The sequence below is a fragment of the Ruegeria sp. AB5 genome (genome assembly GCF_056542645.1).
Map to the genome: position 1 here is coordinate 248,939 of NZ_JBQGAE010000002.1, position 21,271 is coordinate 270,209.

A 21,271-nucleotide genomic window follows, 5' to 3' on the forward strand; every position below is an offset into this window, starting at 1 on the left:
CCACTGTCAAAGTCGTGAGTGGTCAGGAGGTTACGCTCCGCCACTCGCACCGACCCATTTCCAATTTTCTGGAGGAAGCGCGGCAATGTCAGGCGCTGACGGATACTCTGTTCTCTTCGAACCGGTTCAGATCGGGCCAGTGACGGCCCGAAACCGGTTTTATCAGGTGCCCCACTGCAATGGTCTGGGGCATCTAAGACCGCAGGCCGAAGCCGCCATGCGGGCGATGAAGGCCGAGGGCGGCTGGTCTGTGGTATCCACCCAAGAGGCCGAGATTCATCCAACTTCGGATCTGTCGCCATTCTCTGAGAACCGGATTTGGGATGATCGGGATATTCCGGCACTGCGTCTGATAACCAATGCAGTCCATGACAAGGGATCGCTTGCGGCAATCCAGCTGGCGCACAACGGTCACCATGCGCAAAATCACCTGACCCGAGCGCCTCTGCTGGCCCCGTCAGAGCTTGCCCTGCAAACCGCCTATCCCAAACAGGCCCGGGCAATGGACAAGTCAGACATTCGCGACTTCCGCAAGTGGCATCGCGCGGCGGCGCGGCGCGCGCGTGAAGCAGGCTTTGACATCGTGTATGTCTATGCCGGTCACCATATGACTTTGCCGCATCATTTTCTGCTGCCACAGTTCAACGATCGGATGGATGAATACGGCGGATCGTTGGAGAACCGGGTGCGCCTGACCCGCGAGCTTTTGGAAGAAACCAAAGAAGAAGTCGGCGACGATTGCGCGATCGCGCTTCGTTTTGCGGTTGATGAACTGCTGGGTTCCGACGGGATGCAGGCGCAGGAAGAAGGCCGCGCTGTCGTCGAGCTGCTGGCCGAGCTGCCCGATCTTTGGGACGTCAACGTCGCGGATTGGAGCAATGATTCTGCCACAACCCGCTTTGAACCCCGCGATGGGTTTCAAACCTCATATGTCGAGTTTGTCAAACAGGTCACGTCCAAACCTGTTGTGGGCGTCGGTCGGCTGACGTCGCCGGATTTGATGGCGTCGCTGATCAGGAAGGGCATTCTTGATTTTATCGGCGCGGCACGACCATCCATTGCCGATCCGTTTCTTCCAAACAAAATCAAGGAAGGCCGCATCGAAGAAATTCGCGAGTGTATCGGCTGCAACATCTGCGTTTCTTCGGATTCTCTGGGTGTTCCTATTCGGTGCACGCAAAACCCGACAATGGGTGAAGAGTGGCGCCGGAAATGGCATCCCGAAATCATCGAGGGCAGGGGAAAGGAACAAGCCGCGTTGGTTGTGGGCAGCGGACCCGCCGGGCTTGAATGCGCCATGCAACTGGCACGCCGCGGCTATGAGGTAACTCTGGCCGAAGCCAAGCAGGAGCTTGGTGGCCGCGTGTTGCTGGAATCCGGACTGAGAGGTCTGACCGCTTGGAAACGTGTGACAGACCACAGGGTTTATGACCTGCAGCAACGCGGGAACGTTCAACTGTTCACCGACAGCCCCTTGTCAGCAAATGAGGTTGTCGAGTTGGGCATTCCAAATGTCTTTCTGGCAACCGGCGCATCATGGCGGCGAGATGGGCGCGGGAAATCGGCATTCCACGGGGTATCGATAGGCTCAGGTTCTCAGGTTTTCACCCCGGACGACATCATGTCCGGTGAATTGCCGGGGGACGGTCCCGTTTTGGTCTACGATGATGATCAAGCCTATCTCGGCGGCGTACTGGCCGATCATCTGGCTCAGACCGGGCGAGAAGTTGTGTTTGTGACCCCGGCCTCGATGGTTTCGCCGTTTACTGAACTGACATTGGAACAGATCAAAGTACAACGCAGACTGCTGGATAGCGGCGTTCAGTTGGTTTTATCCCATACATTGGACAGCGTGGTGCCCGGTCAAGTGAAAGTGCAATGCGCCTATACGGCGCGAGAGCAGGTCATCGAATGTGGCTCAGTCGTCCTGGTGACGCAGCGCGCGCGCAAGACCAGCCTGTATGACGAGCTTCGAAGCCTGGCCGATAGCCCGCTGACAAAGCTGGACCTGATCGGAGATGCGGCCAACCCCGGCTTGATTGCCGACGCTGTCTATTCGGGTCACATGGCTGCCCGGAATTTCGAAAGCGATGCGGGTGACATCGACCGTGAACTTTTCCGCCGGGAAATCGTTTCCCTTGACACAGCATGAGGTGTGCTATGCCACAAGATGACTTGCAAGTAATGCGCGACTTGATGAAGGCGCAGCGGGAAGGGTTTGCCCTGCCGCGTCATTTCTATACCTCTCAGGCTGTATACGAGAACGATATCAATACGTTCTGGAACCAGAGCTGGATCTGGGTCGGCCACGTCAGCCAGGTCGCCGAACCCGGAGACTATTTCCTGTTTGACTACGGACCCGAGTCCGTGATCATCGTTCGGGATCGCGAGGGTGAAATACGTGCGCATCTGAACGTTTGTCGCCACCGGGGATCGCGAGTGTGCATTGAACGGAAAGGCAAGGCGCGCAATTTCATCTGTCCCTACCACGCGTGGACCTTTGACCTGAACGGCAGGTTGCGAAACGGGCGGTCAATGGGGCCGGAATTTGATCCCGGCCAATACGGGTTGTTCCCGGTCCAGGTGAAGATTTTCCAAGGTCTGATTTTTGTGTGCACAGCTGAAGACGCCCCGCCGCTGGAAGCAGCATTGGACCGATTGGCCCCGCTTTCAAAGCCCTTCGACTTTGAAAACATAAAAGTCGCCCACGAGGCCTCATATCCGGTTCCGGCAAATTGGAAACTGGCCCTGGAGAATTATCTGGAGTGCTATCATTGCGCGCCGTCTCATCAGGACTATTCGCGCAGCCACTCGCTGAAAGACCCCGATCAGGTTCTGGAGTTCAGTGGAGCTTTGCGCGAACGGATGGCAGAAGCCGGAGTTCCTGTTGAAGAGCTGGACCTGACCGGAGAAAACGCGGTTGCGCCGGGTGCGGATGTCTATTGGCGGCGCTACCCGCTGTTCCCCGGCTATTTGACTGGCAGCAAGGACGGTGCACCCATGGCGCCGCCTTTGGGCGAATTGAAATCCCACGATGGCGGCGCTACCGATCTGGGTGTCGGGACGCTGAACTACTTCCTCGTGTACGCAGATCACATGGTCGGGTATCGGTTCGTCCCACGTGCCCTGCAAGAAACGGATATTCAGATTGTTTGGTATGTCCGCGGCGACGCTGAAGAGGGGCGCGACTACGATAGGGATGCTCTGACATGGCTGTGGCATGTCACCTCACTGGATGATGAACGGATCATCCGCCACAACCAGGAAGGCGTGAACTCGCACCACTTTGTTCCGGGTCCGCTGTCCGAAATGGAATGGAGCATTCCGGGCTTTTATCGCAACTACTTCAGCATGATCTGACACGCTCAGTATTCGGAGACTACACATGACAGAGCTAACGCAGCGCAGATCAAGACGGCGCGGGGGCGGGCGCGAAGCACGCGCGGCCGTACGCACCAGCAATGCCGCATCGCAGGCAATCTGGCCCGGCATTCCGGGTGGACGATACAAGCCTTTGTCAGACGCGGATATGTCGCGCATTCATCAAGCTGCCCTTGCCATTCTGGAGCGCACAGGGATCGGAGACCCAACGCAGGAAGTTCTTGATCTCGTGTTGCCCAAGGGGGCGACGGTGAATGAGCACGGCAGGCTGTGCTTTCCCCGTGCCCTGATGGAGGACCTGTTGGCCCAGGCAGCCAGCGAATTCTATGTCCACGCACGCGGTTCGCGGGCCGGTAAGGACGACATGCACTGCACCAAGGACAAGGTGTACTACGCGAATTCTGGCACGGCGGTGACCACGTTTGACGCGGAAACGCGCAGCTACCGCCCGTCAACGCTCAAGGACATCTACGATTTCACCCGTCTGGTTGACCGGCTCGACAATATTCACATGACGGGCGACACGGTTCTGGCAACGGATGTCCCGCAAGACTACGAGCATGACATGAACATGCTCTACGCCATTCTGGCGGGTAGTGAGAAACCATCGTGTCTGACCTTCCGCACACGCGAGCATATTCAGGATGCGCTCCATCTGTTCGATCTGGCATCGGGTGGAGAGGGTAAGTTCCTTGAAAAGCCTTCGGTCATCTTTGGAGGCTGCCCCATCGTTTCGCCACTTCGGTTTGGGCAGGAGAATCTGGAAATCCTGATTGATACTGCGAAACTGGGTCTCGTTTGCGATCTTGCCGTTCCCCCACAAGCCGGGGCGACATCACCTGCACCCTTGGCCGGAACGCTGGCGCAGGCGGTCGCCGAGACCCTGTCCTGTGTCGCCATCGCCAACCTGATCAATCCGGGGACTCCGGTGGTGTTTGCAGCTTGGCCTTTCATCACCGATCTGCGCACCGGATCGTTTACGGGTGGCAGTGGTGAGCAGGCGTTGATCTCTGCAGCGGCGATCCAGATGGGCAATTTCTACAACCTGCCAACCAGCGTCGGGTGCGGCATGACGGATTCCAAGATCCCTGATGCGCAATACGGTCTGGAAAAGGCCCTGACCTTTGCTTTGGCGGCCCATGCCGGGGCCAACCGGCTCTGCGAATTTGGCGGAATGCTGGGCAGTCTGATGGGGTGCAGTTTCGAGTCCATGGTCATCGACAATGAGGCTGCGGGGATGATTTCCCGAACGCTGCGGGGGATCGAGGTGAGCGACGACACGCTGTCGGTCGATGTCATCCATGAATGTGCTATCGACCCGGGCCACTTTCTCGGCAACCCACAGACCTTGCAGTTTATGGAAACCGAATATGTCTATCCGACCCTGATGGACCGCGAGCTGACCGACACATGGGAGAAGGCAGGCCGTCAGGACATGTTTGAACGAAGCCGGTCCGTTGTGGACGACATTCTGTCCAATCACTACCCGAACTACTTTGGCAGCAAAATCGATGAAGAGGTGCGGTCCAAATTTCCGATCAAATTGCCACCTGAAGCAATGCGGGGCTAAGTGGGCGCGGAAGGCATCGCAGCTTGCAGGTCCACAATTCCGCGCGGTTGCACTACCTGGGCCCCGAACGCACCCTGGCGGGTCAAGTCTTCGGTTGCCAGCCGGATTCCTTTTTCAAGGATGTCGAACATCTGGTTCAACTCACCTTCCGTGATGATCAGCGGAGGGGAGAACACACACATGTTGATGATTGGCCGCAGGATCAGCCCGTTCTCCTGACAATGCTTGTCGATCAACGCACCTACTGATTTATCCAGATCCAATGCGTTTTCGGCATTGGCGTTGGCAACGCATTCGACACAGCCCACCAACCCCATACCACGCGCATCCCCGACGAGCGGCAGGTCTGCCAAAGCCTGAAGACGCGCTTTGAACAGAGGCGTGATCGCGCGTACATGTTCCAGAACACCGTCGCGTTCCATGATCTCAATCGTTTTCAGACCCGCCGCCGCACTTACCGGGTGGCCGGAATACGTGAAGCCATTGGAAAAAGTTGCGTCCTGCGCATTGTCACCGCTTACATCCTCGATCAACCGATCAGAGATGATGCACGCCCCCATGGGGACATACCCGGATGTCATACCTTTGGCACAGGTGATGATATCAGGTTGAATTTCGAAGACCTCTTTGGACGCAAACCAGTGACCAAGCCGTCCAAACCCGGTTACGACCTCGTCTGAAATATACAGGACATCGTACTTCCTGCAGATTTCCAGGCAGCGCTGGTGATACCCCTGCGGAGGCACGATGACTCCACCGGAACACAGGATTGGTTCAGCGATGAAAGCCGCGACCTTGTCTGCCCCGGTCTGCAGGATCATGTTCTCAAGATCGGAAACCTTTTCGTTCAGAAAGTCAGCGATTGTTTGGCCCGGACGACGCGTATACGGGTTCACATTCGGCAGAAAGCGCGTGAGGTGAGAGGCTTGGTCAAGCCACCCTTTGTCACGCTCTTTTCCGGACACTGAGGCCGCCAGATAGGTCGATCCATGATAGGCTTTCTGCCGCGATATCACGATCTTCTTTTCAGGTTGACCCAGCAGGTTGTTGCGGAACTGCACAAAACGCAAAGCGCTGTCCACAGCCGTTGAACCACCGGTTGTGAAGAACACATGGTTCAAGTCGCCCGGCGTCCTCTTGGCGATTTCATGGGCCAACCGGGCCGGAGCTGAGTTGGCATTGTTGAAGGGCGAAAAATACGCCATTTCCTTCGCCTGCCGGGCCATCGCATCGGCAATTTCGGTGTTTCCATACCCCAATTGCACGCACCACATCCCGGCAGGTCCGTCTATGAGACGTTTTCCATCTTCGGTCACAACGTGAACGCCAAGACCACTTTCGGCAAAGGTTCGTTCATTTTGGCCCAGGTACGACATCCCTTCCCAAGGGTGCAGAAAGTGGTCGTTGTCCCAGTCTCGTATGGGCTGAAAGTCCGAATTGAAAAGGGTCATGCCGCACCTTTATGTAATATATATCACAAAATGAACAATCATTCATTATATGTCAATCCTTGAACTCTGGCTCTGCCAGATGCGAGAAGACTAAGAGCGAGCGCCCCAGCGAAGGACAGATAAGATTACTCTCGAGCCCGATACCCCAAGCAATGCTCGGGACCTGAGCAAGTTGCGGAACCGAAAGCAGTTGATCCAAGCGGCTGCGGACGCCATCCATAGATACGGAATTCGCGGCACGACCTCGGCAAGAATCCAGGAATTGTCGGGATTGTCGCGGGGAATGGTGAACCTGCACTTTCGCTCCAAGGAGAAGCTGCTGCTCGCCGTCGCCGAGGATCTTTCGGCGCGCTATACAGGGCAGTGGATGGCAATCGCTGGTGATCCCGGTTTGGGTCCTGCGGACAAGTTGATCGGTATCCTAAAGGCGGATTTTGACCCCTTTGTCCTGAATGCGCGGGACGTGGCGATCTGGTTTTCGTTTCGGGCAGAGGCGCTCTCGAATCCGGACATACTTCCTTTCATCGACTCACGAGACAAAGGGTTCCGAGCGATGATCCTGGACTTGCTAGAGCAAATAAAGAACGAAGGTGGTTATGAAGACGCCGACGCCAAACTCGCAACCGACGCTTTGATAGCCTTGCTGGAAGGGCTCTGGACTGACTTTCATTTGCATTCAGATATCTTCCAACCTGACGAAGCCTTGAAGGTCTGCCTGTTTGTATTGCAGTCGATGTTTCCCAGACACTTTGGCGCCCGGTCACTCAGACGGTGAATGGCACTGCGCCGATTATCATCGAATTGGTCAATGTCTCTCGCCCGTCGCCTTGGATCAGAAAAGTTCCAATCACAAGCGTCAGCATATCCACCGAACTTGATCGCGTTCACGACAAGAATGCCGGAGTCGGCGTACGTAACAAGGACGGTCGTGGCTCTCAGGTCCTTTAATAGGTGGACTGCTTTGCACACAGCGTCGTTGGGTCATGCCGTTCGAAAAGCGTACGTGCGACGCTTTTCAGCATCACAAGAACGGATCTTGACTGCAATGTAGTCACCGCAGCCCGTGGTAGGACTGCGGCAATAGCATTCATTTGAAAACGTCGATCAGATCCGAGACACTTACGCCTTCCTTGATCTCTTTCAGCCGGGCAAAAATCAGAGCGACAGCAATGCTGAGCCAGCCATAGGAAATTGCGCTGATCGCGGCCTCGACGAAAATCCATGGGCCGAGTGTCCCTATGGTGCTTGATTGATCCGAGAAGACGCCAAACAAGGCTGCCAGAACGAACCCGATGACAAAGGCGACCAGGAAAATACACAAGATCACAAGGGTCAGCGTACCAATGATGGGCCAGCGGTAGTTTTTGGTCAGATAGGCACTGCGCCCCATGGCTCGGAATCCTGCTCCATCAATCACGATGGCCGGGACGACGACCGAGAAGACCGCATAAATCCAAATGCCAGGGAGGATGAACAAAATGGCACCCAAAATGTACAGAATAGTCGTTATGACCGAGAGAACAGCAATGGCGGGCAGATTTTTTATGGCTGCTGAAAAATAGCTGCCAATCCGTGCTGGCCGCTCCAATTTCGCATCATAGGCAAGCTGGATCATCATGGCGGTCGTAATTGCTACGGCCACCAGAGATACAACAAATGAAACAGCGAAGCTGGTTGCGAAGGCGGCGCCATCAAAATTCTCGGTCGCAATATCCTCGATAGGCTGGGTCACGGCATAGTTGTTCACAATGACTTCGATCAGGGCCGGGACAAAGCCCAGAAGCAGGACAAGATGGATCTTTCTGAAGAAGATCGAAAACGTCTCTCCGACTACATTGCCTGCACCGAAAGGAACATGTGCGTCTGGCTGCCCGGGATTGAATGTATCTGTCATCTGTAGTTCCAAACCAATTTAGTTTCTGATTTTGATAGAGCCTTGAGGATGGGATCATCCACAAGACGGAAGTCGACTTTCTACCGGGCGCTTGGGCAAATCTGCAACAGCCTTACGGTCCCTCATCACCCGCTGCGCGATGGAACTTGTCCGCGCGCTTGTCACCAAACAACTGCCGTTGTTCCAGAAATGCGCGTTGGGCTTTGTAAAACGCCTCTAGAAAGGCCAGCCGGTCTTCGGGGCGCACGGCCTCGGCATAGTCGATTTTACGCCGGACCTGTTCGACAATCGCAGCCATCGTTTCTTTGTTTCGCTTATGCGCCTCAGGTCCGGCCGCGCGCCCCGCGCCGCGCAAAAAACCTTCGAGCGTTTGCAACTCGAATGCTCCGTAGTGCTCTAGTTGGTGGGTTAGAAACTGGAACCCCGGTTGGCTGGCCGTAGCGGGTTGAATGGCTTTGGACATATCCGGCATCAGGATCGGTTTTGGCAGATGGATCACATAAGTGCCTGCGATGATATCGCCCAGCCTTTGACTTCGGCGGTTGAACACGGGCACGGCGACCACGCCAAGAATCCAGGCCAGAGCCATCAAAGAGGGCACAAGAGCTTCGGCATTCAGCGTTAGCACCAGGGTGCCGGGCAGGAAAATCTCGGCCTCTTTCATCAGGTTGCGCACCACCAGGGATTGCGTTGTCAGCGCCTGCCCGTCGGCTGCCACGACTTTGATCTTCATCATGCGCTTGCCGATGGTTTGCCCGTTCCAAATCAGTTCCAAAGCCGCGTAGTAGGGGATGCGAATAACAAAAAACAGCATCGCACCTATGGCAACCGCAGCCTCAGGCGGGACGACATTCATGCTCAGTGCCAGTATGAACAACGCAACCGCGCCGACCCCGGTGATGAGAATATCGGCGAATTGCGCGGCCATGCGAACACCTACACCAGCGACGCGAAAATAGAGGGGCACGCCTTCGGGTGGCAGCAGCCGATCCAGTCTGGGGCGCGTCATGACCGTTTTCTCCCGCCCAGACAGAACCAGAGCAACCACAAAGCACCGATCCCCCAGCCAATGGCGATGCGTGTCGAGCGATCCTGAATCAATTGCCGCCCGAACCCTTCCAGAAGGGCCGCCATGACCAGCATCATCGCGGCGATCAGCGCCAGCTTCACAGCATCGTGCCCGGCGGCCCGCAGCGCCATGCGGCGGGTGTGCTGCCCGGGGAACAACACCGCAAGGCCCAGCTTCAGTCCACCCGCGCCAGCGATACAGATCGCCGACAGCTCGGTGACGCCATGGATCGACAGCCAGCCGAACAGGTCCCAGCCCAGCCCGCGATCAATGTGCAGGGCGTAAAATACGCCCAGAATCAGGCCGTTGTAGAATAGCAGAAGAACTGTCGGCGCACAGAGAAACGCCCCCAACCCAAAGACGAAGATGGCGATACGTGTATTGTGCGAGAACAGGTAAGTAGCAAAGGCCCCCAGGCCTGACCCGTCCTCTTCGCCATAGATCACCGAGCGCAGATAGTCGGTGCTGGCATCCGGGCCTCTGCCTCCTGCAAGTTCTGTGGGCATGAAAACAAAGAACCACTCGGGATTGTCGAAGTAGAAGAAATACCCTGCGATTGCGCCTGCCGCCATGCACAGAAATCCCAACACCGTCACCCGCCACGAGGCCCGCATCGCTTGCGGCCCGCCGCTGGTCAGGAATTTGCGGATGATCCCGCCCATACGTTGTTGCGGGGCGTAGACGCTCAGATAAGCGCGGCTGGTCAGGGCCTCAAGATACTCCAGCAACCCACGATCAAGTGAGATCTCACGCGCGATGGATAGCGACGTGGTGGCCTGCCGGTAGAGGTCGGCCAGATCGCGCGCCTCTTGAAAGCTCATGCGGTGCAGGCCCTGACCTTCGGCCTTGTCGACCAGATCGGACAGGCGACGCCAGTCGCCTTCGCGTTCCTGCCGGAACCGGGCCGAGCGGATCAGGTCAGCTTCAGACATCAGATCATCTCTCGCGCTTTGATTTCCAGATAGGTCGAGATCAACCGCGTCGAAATCTCGCCCGGTTCGGCATCAATCACGGTCACGCCGATCTGTTGCAACCGTTCCAGCACGAGGCGGCGTTCGCGCAGAAGCTGCCCGGTTGAGACGGTCTCGGCCACCTCGTTCATATCCCGGGGTGCGGTGTTGACCCGAGCTTCGAGGATTGGATCGCGCAGAGTGACAAAGACGATCAGGTGCCGTTTCGCCAAAGCGTTTATGTTTTCCACCATCAACTCGGCCGAGGTCGTGTCGACGAAATCCGAAAACACGATGATCAGGCTGCGTTTTGGCGTGCGCCCGTTCAGCTCGGTCATAGCGAGGGTGTGGTTGGTCTCAACGCTTTCATATTGCAGCTCGGCCGTGCGGCTGCGAAGTCGAGTGAACGCTGCGCGGCCCGGTTCGGGGGGTAGGAACATGCGCGGCTTGGCGTCATAGGCGTAGAGTCCGACCAGATCCCCACCGATGGCTGCGGCCCACGCGGTGGCAAGTGCTGCGGTAATGGCGTGGTCGATCTTTGGCAGGCCCGCGATTTCCTCGCGCATCTGGTAGCCGTTGTCCAAAGCTATGATCACATGGTGATTGCGCTCGGCCCGGACCTCTTTTGCGACAAGGGATCGGTGCCGCGCCGACCGCTTCCAGTCGATCGAGTTCGCATCCATGCCGGGTACGAAATCGCGCAATTGGTGAAACTCGGTGCCCTCACCGATGGCGCGGTTTTCCTTTACGCCGAACAGGCGGGATTGAACCGTTGTCGAAATCTCACCCGATTGCACCCGGCGGATGTTTGGGACAACAGCCAACTCAAGGCCAAAGGTGATTTTCGGGACGAATTCGAACAGTTTGAAACGCGAGGACCAGCTGAGCCACAGATGCGAGAGGCGCCATGTCCCCCGGCGGATTGCGCGAAACGAAATGTTGGCCACACCGTCGGACAGGTCGAAATAGGCCGGACCGTCGAGGCCGTCGGGCCAGTGCAGTTTCCCGGTCATGTCAGATGTTGCGGGTGTGACAACAAGGGCGATCTCGCCCTGCTCGCCCACAAAAACATCACTGAGTGGTTCAACCGAGACAGCACGTCGCCGCGGCCAGGACAACAAGAGGTCGCAAATGGCCAGCACACCCAACACGCCCCAAGGCACCCCCGCGACGGCGCGGGTTGCATCGCCCAGAATGACGGCCAAAAGCGACAGGCCAAGGGCCACGCAACCCGCCACCAGCAATATGCGCGAGGGACGGATCAGCGGGGGGCCTCGATCTGGTTGAGGATGTTCTCCAGCACCTGCCGTGGGCCGCGTCCCTCAATCTCGGCTGAAGGGGACAGCACGATACGATGTTGCAGCGCGTGGATGATCAGGGTTTTGACATCGTCGGGAATTGCGAAATCGCGTCCGTTCAACGCGGCTGTCGCGCGGGTGGCTCCGGCAATTGCGTCTGCGGCGCGGGTTGAGGCGCCAAAGGCGATATCCGCGCTTTCACGCGTCGCGCGGACCAGCCTTAGAATATAGGCCAGAATGTTGTCATCCAATACGATCTCATCAATCAACTGACGCGCTGCCGTCATTGTTGAGGCATCCAGCAGAGGGCGGACCTTGTGCATTGCGCCAAGGAAATCCAGCGGTTCATTGGCGTGTTGGCGCAGTATCGACAGTTCGACATCCTCTGGCGGGAAACTCAGGTTCACTTTGAACAGAAAGCGGTCCAGCTGCGCTTCGGGCAGCGGGTAGGTGCCTTGCTGTTCAATTGGGTTCTGCGTGGCGACCACGATGAATTCGGACCCCAGCGCGTGGTCGGTGCCGTCGATGGTCACCATGCGTTCGTTCATCGCCTGCAGCAGCGCGGCTTGTGTTTTTGGTGGGGCGCGGTTGATCTCATCCGCCAGCAGGATCTGGCTGAAGACCGGACCTTTGGTCAGCACAAATTCACTGGTCTGGAAGTTGTAGATCGATGTGCCCAGAACGTCGCCTGGCATCAGGTCAGGGGTAAACTGAATGCGCCCGAAGTTCAGGTTCAGCGCGCCGGCAAAGCTGCGCGCCAGCAGCGTCTTGGCCGTCCCCGGCGGTCCTTCGAGCAGAACGTGACCCCGCGCGAACAGCGCCGTCAGCAGCAGATCGACGGCCTCCTGTTGGCCTAGCACAACTTTGCCGATCTCGGCCCTGAGGCTTTCGGCATGGGCGAATAATTCATCAAGCGTCATCGGCAAGTTGCTCCAGTATCAACTCAAATTGGTCTACATAGGGAATGGCGTCTTTGGGGCCCAGATGGGGGGGCAGGGCCCGGATAGAGGCAATCAGGTCTTCCAGTCGGGCAGTCAGGGCCGGTTTTCTGGCGCGGATGTAGGTGAGATAGGCATCTTCGGGCGTACCGCGCAGGGCATTGAACGTGCCGAACACGGCCGCCGCGCGCGCGTGCAGGCGGGTGTCGATGAAATCCGACAGCAACGCACCATCCTGATCCGTCATGCGCATCAACCGGGCCCGGACCCGATTGGCGGTGCGTTTGCCCGAGCCTAGTCCAAGGGTCAGGTCGGCGACCGGCCCATTGCGCACACCACCGCGCCAAACCGCGAGGACCAGCACAAGCCCTGCACCGATCCAAAGGATCAGGAACGGCGGTTCGAACAAACGTTTCAGATCGTCCCAGGTGCGTTCGCGGGTGACCTGCTGTTGCGGGTCGGTCAGCCAGTTCCGGTCGCTGTAGTCGATGATGATCCGCTCTTCGCCAGCAATCTCGGGCAAAAGCTGCGCCGCAATCCGGGCATTGTCACCCAGTACCAACCCGTGATTGTTCAACAGATCAGGGTCGGACAGAATGTAGACCTGCTGTTGCACGCCATCTCCGGGTAGTGGACACAGGCCTAAGACCATAGCGCCGCGACGGCCCAACAGCGCCTTGCAGTTGTTGCCATCAAAGACCTGCGCGGCGTAAAGCCGTGCGGTCAGGTTCTCTTGGGTTGATGTGGGGAAATCTGTAAACGGGACGCGCGCCGAACGGATGGTTCCGACATCCGCACCGGTCAACTCTTGCAGCAGCGCCTCGATATCCGGTTCAGGTGCAAGCAGTATGGGATGACCAAGTCCGGTCAGACGCAAACCTGAACGCCATTTCGGCAGGATGACAAGACTGGGCGTCGATCGAGCTTTTTCCAGGATCACGCCCAGACTTTGATCGAACTCATCCGTTTGCAGCAAAAGCTCCTCTTTCGTCTGCGCGCGTTTGCGGTCCGTGTCGGGATGGGTGTCATAGATGGGCTGGACCAACAGACCAATGCTGCTGCGATCCAGTGGCCAGCCCCCGGTAAAGCTTTGCACCGCGTGACCCTGATCCCGCAGCCAAAGCTCCAGCCCGTCGAACCCTGTCGACGAGTCGCGCAGGGCATATTGGCGACCGGCCATAACATAGAGGAAAATGCCGATACACAGCGCCCCCATGACGCCAAAGATGATCCAGTCCACCCGGACCCGGCCAGAGGCCGTAATATCAGTCGTATCCGTCATGCGCGTACCTCGCGCAGAATGGGACGGATGCGGGCCAGCAGAGTGTCAAAGTCCGTACCGCTGATGGATCGATGGCCGAAATTTACCCGTTCACTCTCCAGCACCAGTGCCCGAAGATCAGCGATATACCACAGGTTTTGCGGCAGGCTCCGCAGCGCCTCGCGATGCGTCCAGCTGCGTTTGAAAAGGACCTCGTTTGCCGCAAGACATCGGGTCAGCACCAGTTGAGCCAATCCAACGACGGCCTGATTGTGATCGCCGTGCCGCAGGATGCCTTCGAGATCGGGCAGTTCCTCTTCGATGCCGGAACTGGTCGCGGACCGCTGTTCGGCGCGTTTTGCATTGTCAGTGCCTGACCGAAACGAAACCGATGTGCGACCAACGCTCAGGTACAGAATCCACACCAGCAGAGCCAGAACAATCGCAGCAACAACTCCAAAAATCCGGCGGTTGTCTGCTGATATCGTCTGCTGTTGCTGTTCGGATTGTGGTGAGAGATTGGTGTCCAGGGCAGGCGCGGGACGGGTCGGGTCGAAATACACCACTTCCGCATCAATGCCGCGATATCGGATGGCTTTCAGGTACTCTTGTCCCGAGGCGCTAAGCTCGTCCTCGGAAAGTGCTTTTTCCTGCGCATTGACCAAGGTGGGACCGCAGGACAGCAAAAACAAAATCAGGATCGGCAGAAAACGCATTGGGGTATCGTTAGTTCACTCTCGCTATGCATGCAATCTGCAGAATGGGTCCCGCGCGTTGATCGCGCGGTGGGCATCACCAACACGGGCCACCTGACATTTGTCTGTCCTGTGCTTGTGGCGATTTCATGACGGTTCCGGGCATGAAATCAAAGAATGAGCGACTGATCCTATTCAGGTTCTTCCGCATACAGACCCAGCTGGTGTCTGCGCTGGTGGAAACGGGCCACCCGCTCGACGATTTCGTCGCTGGAGACGGCAATCACGAAGGACAGCAGCGTTTCCAGCAACGCCATGGTCGAGACAGAGGACGGGAAGAACTGTGGCGTATCCGCCGCCACGACAAAGCCGTGCTGTGCGTTCAGGATCACCGGGCTGGCTGGACTGTCCGAGATGCCGATAACCGTCAGGCCCTGTTGGCGCGCCAGTTTGATCGCCTCGATCACTTCGGTCCGATAGGGGTGGCAGGTGATGGCGATCAGCACATCCTGTTCGTCCGCCCAGGCCAGATCGTCCACCGGGGTCGATCCGGGACGCGGAATGGCGTGAAACTGTTTCATCCCGGTTGATGCAAGATAGGTAAAGTTGCGCGCGTTCGAGTGGTTGGCCCCGACACCCAGCGTAAAGATCTGGCGACAGTTCCAGATATCCTCGGCCGCCGATTGCAACCTTGCGGCATCGATGCCGGCAAAGGTTTCCTCGATATTGCGTATCGCTGCCCCGATCATTTCGGCATAAAGCCCGCCGAACGCGCCGGACTTACCGATATCCTGCAACCAGCGCGCGCGATCCGGGAACGAGACTGGTCCTTGCCGGATGGCTTGCCGGAATGGCGCGCGAAAGTCTTCATACCCATCAAAGCCAACCTGCCGGGCCATGCGCACGAATGTGTTCGGTTTGACATTTGCTGCTTCGGCAATCTCACGAACGGTTGAAACACCGACTTCGGTCGGGTGTTCCAGCACATAGCGCGCGGCCTTCTGGGCTTCTGGTGTCAGGGCCTCCCACTCTTCAGTCAGGCGGTCGAGGACGATTGATGATACATTTGTGTCATTCATGGTTGACGATGGTACATGCGTGAAATTAGCGTGTCGAGCAGATTCGCACGTTTGGCGCGGCATTGCGAGTAGGAACAGACGGTTCGTTGCGCCGAAACACCATTGCCGCCCCGCGGCACATTTGTGGAGACTAAAACATGGGTCTGCCTGACACGATGAAAGCCATGGTGACCATGGGTCATGGCGGGTTGGAGCAAATGGTTCTGCACGAGAACTGGCCGCGGCCCGAGCCAGCGGCTGGCGAAGTCTTGATCAAGGTTTCGGCGTGCGGTCTGAACAACACGGATGTGAACACGCGGTCGGGCTGGTATTCCAAGACAGTTACAGACGCGACCACCGGGGGGGCGTTCGAAGACGTAGGTGAGGACGATCCGACCTGGGGCGGCGCACCGATCACTTTCCCACGCATCCAGGGGGCGGATATCTGCGGTGAGATCGTTGCAGTCGGTGAAGGCATGGATATCGCGCGCATCGGACAACGTGTCATAACCGATGGCTGGCTTCGTGATCCCAGCGATCCTGAGAACATGGACAAGACCGGCTATTACGGTTCGGAACGCGATGGCGGTTTTGCTGAATTTGCCACAACGCTCGCGGTCAATGCCGTCCCGATCAACTCGGGCCTGACGGATGCGGAACTTGCGACCTTCTCCTGTTCATATTCGACCGCCGAAGGGATGCTGACCCGCGCCCAAGTGACCGGCAAGGACACGGTTTTGGTGCCCGGAGCATCAGGCGGTGTGGGCGGGGCCTTGGTGCAGCTGGCCAAGCGGCGCGGCGCGCGGGTAATCGCGTTGGCGTCCGAGGCGAAACATGCCGATGTGGCCGAACTTGGCCCGGACAGAATCCTGCCGCGCGCGCCGGACAACCTGCGGGCAGCTCTGGGCGATGAAAAGATCACTGTGGTCGCTGATGTGGTCGGTGGCCCGTATTGGGCGCACCTGATAGACGCTCTTGAGCGCGGCGGGCGTTATACCTGTTCCGGTGCCATCGCCGGGCCAATGGTCGAGTTTGACCTGCGCACGTTCTATCTGCGCGACCTGACCTTCACAGGCTCTACGGTGATTGATCCGCAGGTAATGCAAAACCTCGTCAAATACATCGAAGCGGGTGAAATCAAACCTGCCCTTGCCGCCACCTATCCGCTTGAAGAGTTGCGCGAGGCGCAAGCTGCATTCATTGCCAAGCAGCACACCGGGAATATCGTGGTGATCCCATGACGCTTGAGGATGTATTGAAGGCCGCGCGGCAATTGCATCAGGTTCACCCCGATCTATCGGCCTTTGGCGCTTGGCCAACCGACCTGTCAGCCACTGTGTCAGAGCCGAACGACATCCCGGCGACAGGCTTGGTCAGAGGTTTTGACCGTCCAGGGACCGCCCTGACTCAGCAGCTGACCAACGCCATCAAGGCAACGACCCATCTGGCTCATTGGAAACAGACATACACCGAGCAAGAAGTCGGCGCGGATTTTCTCAACCGGTATGGCTACTATGAACTGTTTGGTCCAACCGGTCATTTTCACTCGACCCAGTTGCGAGGGTACATCGCGTTTTGGGGCGCAGGTCTGACCTACGACTGGCACAGCCATCAAGCCGAAGAAATCTATCTGACCTTGGCAGGGGGTGCAGTGTTCAGGGTCGAAGGCGATGAAGCTGTTGTTGGTCCGGATGAAACGCGCCTGCATTCCAGTTGGCAAAGCCATGCGATGACGACCGAGGATCAACCGATCCTGACTTTTGTCCTGTGGCGGGGCGAGGGATTGGATGATCTGCCCAGAATGGATGCGGCATGAAAATCACCCGTATTCGCGTATATCAGACCGGGCTGCCCTATGTTGGCGGTGCCTATGTCTGGGGGGCTGGCAACGCTATCGAGACGGCCATCGCTTCGGTCGTGGTCATCGATACTGACGCAGGTCTGCAAGGCTGTGGTGAGTTCACGCCCTGTGGTGAAAACTATATGGTCGCCCATTCCGAAGGAGTTGTGGCCCTGGCGCGGTTGATCGCTCCGAACCTGTTGGGTGAAGACCCGCGGCAGGTCGCGCGGATCGAACAACTGATGGATCAACTGGTGCAAGGGCATGGATATGCCAAGGCGCCATTTGATGCCGCATGTTGGGACATCTTGGGCAAAGCCTGCGACCAGCCGCTGTGGATGCTGTTGGGCGGCAAGCTGACCGATGGCGCGCCGATGTACCGGGTCGCTCCCCAAAAGACGGTGGAGGAGACTGTGGCCGAAATGAATACCTACCGCGCGCGGGGCTATCGTCAGTTTCAGGTCAAGGTCGGTGGCGACTGGTCTACCGATATTGAACGGATCCGGACCACGGTTCCTTTGTTGGAGCCCGGCGAGAAAGCCATGGCGGATGCCAATCAGGGATGGCGCGTCGACAATGCGATCCGGGTGGCGCGTGCCACGCGCGATCTGGATTTCATTCTGGAACAGCCTTGCCGCACCTATGAAGAGTGCCAGCAGGTCCGTCGTGTGGCCGAGCAGCCGATGAAGCTGGATGAATGTGTTACCGGCATCCACATGGCTCAGCGGATCGTTGCGGATCGTGGAGCCGAGATCTGCTGCCTGAAAATCTCGAATCTCGGCGGTATCAGCAAGGCGCGGCGGGTACGTGACTACCTTGTCGACAACCGCATTCCCGTAGTCAGCGAGGATACCTGGGGCGGTGAGATTGTGACGTCGGTTGTTGCGCATTTCGCGGCGTCGACCCCGACTGAATATCTACAGAACACCACCGATCTGATGAATTACAATACGCGGTCAACAGGAATCGGCGGTCCGGTGTCGCAGGACGGCAAGCTTTATGCGCCTGACACGCCCGGACTGGGGGTGACCCCGGATTTCGAGAGCCTGGGCGCACCAATTCAGGAGTTTCGCCTATGAGACAGCAGGCCACAGCAACCCAGATGATCGACGACGCCCGTGTACGGGTGACGCGTTTTGACTTTGCCCCGGGCGCTGAAACCGGATGGCATCGTCATTCGATGGATTACGTCATCACGGCTGTTACCGACTGCCAGATGCGCCTTGAGTTGCCGGACGGAACGGTCAACGACGTAGCGGTTCCGGCAGGCACGTCTTATCGACGTGACGAAGGCGTTGAACACAACGTGATCAATGCCGGCGATGCGCCGATGTCCTTCGTCGAAGTGGAACTGAAATGAAGATTACCCGGCTGACAGTCTATCATGTCGATCTGCCTCTGGAGCATCCTTATTGGCTGTCCGGTGGACGGCTGAAATTCGAAACGCTTGATGCGACGATTGTGAAGATCGAAACCGATGCCGGTCTGGTTGGCTGGGGTGAGGGAACGCCTTGGGGTCACACCTATGTGCCCGCGCATGGGCCGGGTATCCGCGCAGGGATTGAGACGGTTGCGCCGTTCATTCTGGGCATTGATCCGCGCAAGGTGCTGGACGTGGAACGGGCGATGGACCTTGCGCTGCCGGGACACCTGTATGCCAAAAGCCCGATTGATATGGCCTGCTGGGACATTGCGGGTCAGGCCGCAGGATTGCCCATTGCCGACCTGATGGGCGGAGGGTCACGAACCCCGCGCCCTATCGCCTCGTCGGTGGGGGCGAAAACCATCGAAGAAACCCGCGAGGTGATGGAGCGCTATCGCAGCAGGGGCTACGTTGCACATTCAGTGAAAATCGGCGGCAATGTCGAACGCGACATTGCCCGTGTTCGGGATGTGGAAAGTATACGGATGCCCGGCGAAATCGTTCTCTATGACGTCAATCGGGGGTGGACCCGGCAACAGGCCCTGCGGGTAATGAGCGCTTGCGAAGATCTGAATGTCATGTTCGAGCAGCCGTGCGAGTCACTGGATGATATTGCCGCACTCTCAAGTCGGCATGCCGCGCCGGTTTCGGTGGACGAAAGCCTTGTCACCCTGCAAGATGCGACCCGGATTGCGCGCGACGGTATTGCCGAGATTTTCGGGATCAAGCTGAACCGCGTGGGCGGGCTGACAAAAGCCGCCAGGATGCGGGATATCGCGCTAGCTCATGGAATCGACATGTTCGTGATGGCCACCGGCGGGACGGTCCTGGCTGACACCGAAGCGCTGCATCTGGCCGCAACCATCCCGGATGACAAGTGCCACGCCGTCTGGGCCTGTCAGGACATGATCACAGTCGATATTGCTGGCGGGCGCGGTCCCCGCAATGCCGATGGACATCTGCACCTGCCCGAGGCTCCGGGCCTTGGTGTGTATCCAGACGAAGACGCGCTGGGTCATCCGGTCGCAACTTATGGATAGCCTCTGAATTTCTTGACGATGGAGATTGCCTGATATGCTGAAGATCAACTCTCAATCCGAATGGATCGACCGCGCCAAGGCCGTCCTGCCCGCAGGTGGATTTGGCAATTTCGACCCTGGCATCATGATCTCCCGCGGGGAAGGCAGCCGCGTCTGGGACGAAGACGGCAACGAATACATTGACTACCTGATCGGATCGGGCCCGATGTTGCTGGGCCATGGCCATCCCGAAGTCATGGAGGCCGTGCTCGAGCAGCTGCCCAAGGGCATGACGTACTTTGCCAACAACAGCAAAGGCGTGGAATTGGCCGAGGCCATTGTAGATGCGGTGCCGTGCTGCGAGCAGATCCGTTTTGTCGCCTCAGGCGGCGAGGCGGATATGTATGCGATCCGGCTGGCCCGCGCTTATACAGGCCGTGACAAAATCCTGAAATTCGAAGGCGGCTATCACGGGATGAGCGCCGAGGCGCAGATGAGCCTGGCCCCCAGCCGCGAGGTGAATTTCCCGCAAGCCGTCCCGGATAGCGCAGGTATCCCGGTTGGTGTCGCTGAACAGATGCTGATCGCGCCATTCAACGATCTTGAGGCGGTTGAGAACCTGCTGAACGAACATGGCGACGTCGCTGCGATCATGGTCGAGCCCTTGCAGCGGATCATTCCGCCGCAGCCCGGGTACCTGCAAGGCCTGCGGGATCTGTGCACCAAACACAGCGTGCTTTTAATCTTTGACGAGATCGTCACAGGATTTCGTCTGGCGTATGGCGGAGGTCAGGAACGGTATGGTGTGACCCCTGATATCTGTACGCTGGGCAAAATTACCGGCGGTGGTTTCCCACTGGCGGCTCTGGGAGCCAGTGCCGAGATCATGAAGCATTTCGACAAAGCACAGGTTGGCGAAGCCGGGTGGCTGATGCAACTGGGCACCCTGTCAGGCAACCCTGTTGCCTCGGTCGCCGGACTGAAGACCATGGAAATCCTGCGGCGCGACGGAACCTATGAAATGCTGCGCAAGACAGGGGCCACCTTGCAGCAGATGCAGGTGGATGAACTGACCAAAGCGGGTATCCCGCACAGGGTCTGCGGCGATGAGACACTGTTCGACATCTATTTCACTGACGCGGCGTGCCGAGATTACCGCAGTGCCAAACATGACGATCCAAATCGTGGTGCGCTCTACAATGCAGTGCTTCGGGAAAACGGCGTGTTCAAAGCCCCTGGCAAGCTTTATCCGTCTCTGTCAGTGACCGAAGCCGACCTTGATCAAACCCGGGATGCGGTGAAAAAGGCGGTCGCTGCTCTGGGGTGATCATACGAAAACGGGTCGTTGCCGAAACCGACAACGACCCGCTACCTATTGCAATCCGGGGTCAGCCTCGCCCCCTCGAATACTTGTTAAAAAACCA

The 21,271-nt window shown here is 57.9% G+C and carries 19 protein-coding genes; 10 read left to right on the forward strand and 9 right to left on the reverse strand.

Going from position 1 to position 21,271, the window contains the following annotated elements:
- Positions 1-85: 85 nt before the first annotated feature.
- Genes ACR0L4_RS06495 through ACR0L4_RS06505 form a run of 3 tightly spaced genes read left to right on the forward strand, consistent with a single transcriptional unit; the run spans position 86 to position 4,951 of the window.
- A complete protein-coding gene (locus ACR0L4_RS06495) occupies positions 86-2,152 on the forward strand; it encodes an oxidoreductase (protein ID WP_480511502.1) in 2,067 nt (688 codons plus the stop codon).
- 8 nt (positions 2,153-2,160) lie between these two features.
- Entirely contained in the window at positions 2,161-3,360 is a 1,200-nt protein-coding gene (locus tag ACR0L4_RS06500) for an aromatic ring-hydroxylating oxygenase subunit alpha (protein ID WP_480511503.1), read from the forward strand.
- A gap of 25 nt (positions 3,361-3,385) precedes the next feature.
- Positions 3,386-4,951, forward strand: a complete 1,566-nt coding sequence (locus ACR0L4_RS06505; RefSeq protein ID WP_170750030.1) for a trimethylamine methyltransferase family protein — start codon at positions 3,386-3,388, stop codon at positions 4,949-4,951.
- Here the strand turns inward: ACR0L4_RS06505 and ACR0L4_RS06510 are convergent.
- Positions 4,948-6,402: an aminotransferase gene (locus ACR0L4_RS06510; RefSeq protein ID WP_480511505.1), complete on the reverse strand. Its 1,455-nt coding sequence runs from the start codon at positions 6,400-6,402 to the stop codon at positions 4,948-4,950. The two genes, ACR0L4_RS06505 and ACR0L4_RS06510, sit on opposite strands and share 4 nt — an antisense overlap.
- Before the next feature lie 172 nt (positions 6,403-6,574).
- On the opposite strand from ACR0L4_RS06510, the gene ACR0L4_RS06515 reads away from it, so the two are divergent.
- Positions 6,575-7,177, forward strand: a complete 603-nt coding sequence (locus ACR0L4_RS06515; protein ID WP_170750028.1) for a TetR family transcriptional regulator C-terminal domain-containing protein — start codon at positions 6,575-6,577, stop codon at positions 7,175-7,177.
- Positions 7,178-7,489: 312 nt separating this feature from the next.
- On the opposite strand, the gene ACR0L4_RS06520 is transcribed toward ACR0L4_RS06515, so the two are convergent.
- From ACR0L4_RS06520 to ACR0L4_RS06555, 8 genes are all read right to left on the reverse strand, one after another.
- Positions 7,490-8,296 (reverse strand): hypothetical protein, encoded by an 807-nt coding sequence (locus tag ACR0L4_RS06520; protein WP_170750027.1) that lies wholly within the window; start codon positions 8,294-8,296, stop codon positions 7,490-7,492.
- A 112-nt stretch (positions 8,297-8,408) separates the two neighbouring features.
- Complete coding sequence (locus ACR0L4_RS06525) at positions 8,409-9,305, reverse strand: RDD family protein (protein WP_170750026.1); 897 nt, start codon at positions 9,303-9,305, stop codon at positions 8,409-8,411.
- Positions 9,302-10,297 (reverse strand): stage II sporulation protein M, encoded by a 996-nt coding sequence (locus tag ACR0L4_RS06530; protein WP_480511508.1) that lies wholly within the window; start codon positions 10,295-10,297, stop codon positions 9,302-9,304. The genes ACR0L4_RS06525 and ACR0L4_RS06530 overlap by 4 nt, the downstream gene beginning before the upstream one ends.
- Positions 10,297-11,541 carry a DUF58 domain-containing protein gene (locus ACR0L4_RS06535; protein WP_480511510.1) on the reverse strand — a complete coding sequence of 415 codons (1,245 nt, stop codon included), beginning with the start codon at positions 11,539-11,541 and terminating at the stop codon, positions 10,297-10,299. Before ACR0L4_RS06535 ends, ACR0L4_RS06530 begins: the two co-directional genes overlap by 1 nt.
- 35 nt (positions 11,542-11,576) lie before the next feature.
- Positions 11,577-12,533 (reverse strand): AAA family ATPase, encoded by a 957-nt coding sequence (locus ACR0L4_RS06540; protein ID WP_480511512.1) that lies wholly within the window; start codon positions 12,531-12,533, stop codon positions 11,577-11,579.
- Positions 12,523-13,833: a hypothetical protein gene (locus tag ACR0L4_RS06545; RefSeq protein ID WP_480511514.1), complete on the reverse strand. Its 1,311-nt coding sequence runs from the start codon at positions 13,831-13,833 to the stop codon at positions 12,523-12,525. The genes ACR0L4_RS06540 and ACR0L4_RS06545 overlap by 11 nt, the downstream gene beginning before the upstream one ends.
- Positions 13,830-14,528: a DUF4129 domain-containing protein gene (locus tag ACR0L4_RS06550; protein ID WP_480511516.1), complete on the reverse strand. Its 699-nt coding sequence runs from the start codon at positions 14,526-14,528 to the stop codon at positions 13,830-13,832. Before ACR0L4_RS06550 ends, ACR0L4_RS06545 begins: the two co-directional genes overlap by 4 nt.
- Before the next feature lie 170 nt (positions 14,529-14,698).
- Positions 14,699-15,586 (reverse strand): MurR/RpiR family transcriptional regulator, encoded by an 888-nt coding sequence (locus tag ACR0L4_RS06555; RefSeq protein WP_480511518.1) that lies wholly within the window; start codon positions 15,584-15,586, stop codon positions 14,699-14,701.
- Between the two features lie 137 nt (positions 15,587-15,723).
- Here ACR0L4_RS06555 and ACR0L4_RS06560 point away from each other — a divergent pair, with 137 nt between their 5' ends.
- Genes ACR0L4_RS06560 through ACR0L4_RS06585 form a run of 6 tightly spaced genes read left to right on the forward strand, consistent with a single transcriptional unit; the run spans position 15,724 to position 21,174 of the window.
- The gene (locus tag ACR0L4_RS06560) at positions 15,724-16,806 is read left to right on the forward strand and encodes an alcohol dehydrogenase family protein (RefSeq protein ID WP_480511520.1); all 1,083 of its coding nucleotides are present in this window, start codon (positions 15,724-15,726) and stop codon (positions 16,804-16,806) included.
- Complete coding sequence (locus ACR0L4_RS06565; RefSeq protein ID WP_480511522.1) at positions 16,803-17,381, forward strand: dimethylsulfonioproprionate lyase family protein; 579 nt, start codon at positions 16,803-16,805, stop codon at positions 17,379-17,381. The genes ACR0L4_RS06560 and ACR0L4_RS06565 overlap by 4 nt, the downstream gene beginning before the upstream one ends.
- The gene (locus ACR0L4_RS06570) at positions 17,378-18,484 is read left to right on the forward strand and encodes a mandelate racemase/muconate lactonizing enzyme family protein (RefSeq protein ID WP_480511524.1); all 1,107 of its coding nucleotides are present in this window, start codon (positions 17,378-17,380) and stop codon (positions 18,482-18,484) included. The genes ACR0L4_RS06565 and ACR0L4_RS06570 overlap by 4 nt, the downstream gene beginning before the upstream one ends.
- A complete protein-coding gene (locus ACR0L4_RS06575) occupies positions 18,481-18,765 on the forward strand; it encodes a cupin domain-containing protein (protein WP_480511526.1) in 285 nt (94 codons plus the stop codon). Before ACR0L4_RS06570 ends, ACR0L4_RS06575 begins: the two co-directional genes overlap by 4 nt.
- Positions 18,762-19,868, forward strand: a complete 1,107-nt coding sequence (locus ACR0L4_RS06580) for a mandelate racemase/muconate lactonizing enzyme family protein (RefSeq protein ID WP_480511528.1) — start codon at positions 18,762-18,764, stop codon at positions 19,866-19,868. Before ACR0L4_RS06575 ends, ACR0L4_RS06580 begins: the two co-directional genes overlap by 4 nt.
- 34 nt (positions 19,869-19,902) lie before the next feature.
- Positions 19,903-21,174 carry an aspartate aminotransferase family protein gene (locus ACR0L4_RS06585; protein WP_480511530.1) on the forward strand — a complete coding sequence of 424 codons (1,272 nt, stop codon included), beginning with the start codon at positions 19,903-19,905 and terminating at the stop codon, positions 21,172-21,174.
- The last annotated feature ends 97 nt before the right edge of the window (positions 21,175-21,271 follow it).

Excerpts from the sequence above, each read along its gene's own strand:
- ACR0L4_RS06495 (WP_480511502.1), top strand. The coding sequence starts at position 86 with ATGTCAGGCGCTGACGGATACTCTGTTCTCTTCGAACCGGTTCAGATC.
- ACR0L4_RS06500 (WP_480511503.1), top strand. The coding sequence starts at position 2,161 with ATGCCACAAGATGACTTGCAAGTAATGCGCGACTTGATGAAGGCGCAG.
- ACR0L4_RS06505 (WP_170750030.1), top strand. The coding sequence starts at position 3,386 with ATGACAGAGCTAACGCAGCGCAGATCAAGACGGCGCGGGGGCGGGCGC.
- ACR0L4_RS06510 (WP_480511505.1), bottom strand. The coding sequence starts at position 6,402 with ATGACCCTTTTCAATTCGGACTTTCAGCCCATACGAGACTGGGACAAC.
- ACR0L4_RS06520 (WP_170750027.1), bottom strand. The coding sequence starts at position 8,296 with ATGACAGATACATTCAATCCCGGGCAGCCAGACGCACATGTTCCTTTC.
- ACR0L4_RS06525 (WP_170750026.1), bottom strand. The coding sequence starts at position 9,305 with ATGACGCGCCCCAGACTGGATCGGCTGCTGCCACCCGAAGGCGTGCCC.
- ACR0L4_RS06530 (WP_480511508.1), bottom strand. The coding sequence starts at position 10,297 with ATGTCTGAAGCTGACCTGATCCGCTCGGCCCGGTTCCGGCAGGAACGC.
- ACR0L4_RS06540 (WP_480511512.1), bottom strand. The coding sequence starts at position 12,533 with ATGACGCTTGATGAATTATTCGCCCATGCCGAAAGCCTCAGGGCCGAG.
- ACR0L4_RS06545 (WP_480511514.1), bottom strand. The coding sequence starts at position 13,833 with ATGACGGATACGACTGATATTACGGCCTCTGGCCGGGTCCGGGTGGAC.
- ACR0L4_RS06550 (WP_480511516.1), bottom strand. The coding sequence starts at position 14,528 with ATGCGTTTTCTGCCGATCCTGATTTTGTTTTTGCTGTCCTGCGGTCCC.
- ACR0L4_RS06555 (WP_480511518.1), bottom strand. The coding sequence starts at position 15,586 with ATGAATGACACAAATGTATCATCAATCGTCCTCGACCGCCTGACTGAA.
- ACR0L4_RS06560 (WP_480511520.1), top strand. The coding sequence starts at position 15,724 with ATGGGTCTGCCTGACACGATGAAAGCCATGGTGACCATGGGTCATGGC.
- ACR0L4_RS06565 (WP_480511522.1), top strand. The coding sequence starts at position 16,803 with ATGACGCTTGAGGATGTATTGAAGGCCGCGCGGCAATTGCATCAGGTT.
- ACR0L4_RS06570 (WP_480511524.1), top strand. The coding sequence starts at position 17,378 with ATGAAAATCACCCGTATTCGCGTATATCAGACCGGGCTGCCCTATGTT.
- ACR0L4_RS06575 (WP_480511526.1), top strand. The coding sequence starts at position 18,481 with ATGAGACAGCAGGCCACAGCAACCCAGATGATCGACGACGCCCGTGTA.
- ACR0L4_RS06580 (WP_480511528.1), top strand. The coding sequence starts at position 18,762 with ATGAAGATTACCCGGCTGACAGTCTATCATGTCGATCTGCCTCTGGAG.
- ACR0L4_RS06585 (WP_480511530.1), top strand. The coding sequence starts at position 19,903 with ATGCTGAAGATCAACTCTCAATCCGAATGGATCGACCGCGCCAAGGCC.